Source organism: Luteolibacter flavescens (assembly GCF_025950085.1).
Taxonomy (GTDB): Bacteria; Verrucomicrobiota; Verrucomicrobiia; order Verrucomicrobiales; family Akkermansiaceae; genus Haloferula; species Haloferula flavescens.
Window position 1 is genome coordinate 1 of sequence record NZ_JAPDDS010000046.1, and the last position, 1294, is coordinate 1294.

General features: G+C 64.4%; 1 protein-coding gene. It reads left to right on the forward strand.

What is annotated here, in order from left to right; all coding sequences use genetic code 11:
• Positions 1-114 precede the first annotated feature (114 nt).
• Complete coding sequence (gene gap / locus OKA04_RS24930) at positions 115-1125, forward strand: type I glyceraldehyde-3-phosphate dehydrogenase (protein WP_498049460.1); 1011 nt, start codon at positions 115-117, stop codon at positions 1123-1125.
• Positions 1126-1294: the final 169 nt, after the last annotated feature.

Genomic DNA, 1294 nt, shown 5'->3' on the forward strand with positions numbered 1-1294 from the left:
CCTACCCTGGGAGCGCCGGTCATCAGACCGGCCCGAAGCAGCTCTCAATGCCGACGGAGACCCTGTGCCATCGTGGTGGGGGGCGGGGCGCGGCGGGCGCCGACGGAGGCGAAGCTGAAGGTGGCGATCAACGGGTTCGGCCGCATCGGGCGCAACTTCCTGCGGTGCTGGCACGGGCGCGGCGACAGCTCGCCCCTCGACGTCATCGCCATCAACGACACCGGAGGCGTGAAGCAGGCGTCGCACCTCCTCAAGTACGACTCCACGCTCGGCATCTTCGACGCCGACGTCAAGCCCGTGGGCGACAACGCCATCTCCGTCGACGGCAAGGTGATCAAGGTCGTCTCCGACCGCAACCCGTCCAACCTGCCGTGGGGCGAGCTCGGCATCGACCTCGTCATCGAGGGCACCGGTGTGTTCGTCGACCGCGACGGCGCGGGCAAGCACATCCAGGCCGGCGCCAAGAAGGTGCTCATCACCGCCCCCGGCAAGGGTGACATCCCCACCTACGTCGTCGGCGTCAATGCCGACCAGTACAGCCCCGACGAGCCCATCATCAGCAACGCCTCCTGCACCACCAACTGCCTCGCCCCCTTCGTGAAGATCCTCGACCAGAAGTTCGGCATCATCAAGGGGACGATGACCACCACCCACTCCTACACCGGCGACCAGAGGCTGCTCGACGCGAGCCACCGTGACCTCCGGCGCGCGCGTGCGGCGGCGCTGAACATCGTGCCGACGTCCACCGGCGCGGCCAAGGCCGTGGCGCTGGTGCTCCCGAACCTCAAGGGGAAGCTCAACGGGATCGCGCTCCGGGTGCCGACGCCGAACGTGTCCGTGGTCGACCTCGTGGTGCAGGTGTCCAAGAAGACCCTCGCCGAGGAGGTGAACCAGGCGTTCCGCGACAGCGCCGCCAACGAGCTCAAGGGCATCCTCGAGGTCTGCGACGTGCCGCTCGTGTCCGTCGACTTCAGGTGCTCCGACGTGTCGTGCACCATCGACGCGTCGCTCAGCATGGTCATGGGCGACGACATGGTGAAGGTCATCGCCTGGTACGACAACGAGTGGGGATACTCGCAGAGGGTCGTCGACCTCGCCGACATCGTCGCCAACCAGTGGAAGTGAGAACGTAGAAGCTGCTGCTGCTGCTGCCTTTGTAACTCCACCTCGCTCCAAAAATTTTCCCCAGACTTCTTCCTTCTTCCTCTCGATCCTTTGTAATGAGAATTTCGAAGTTTCGAGCGCCCAACACAGTTTCTTGTTTCTTTCTTTGCTTTTCTTCCCCACCTCATCT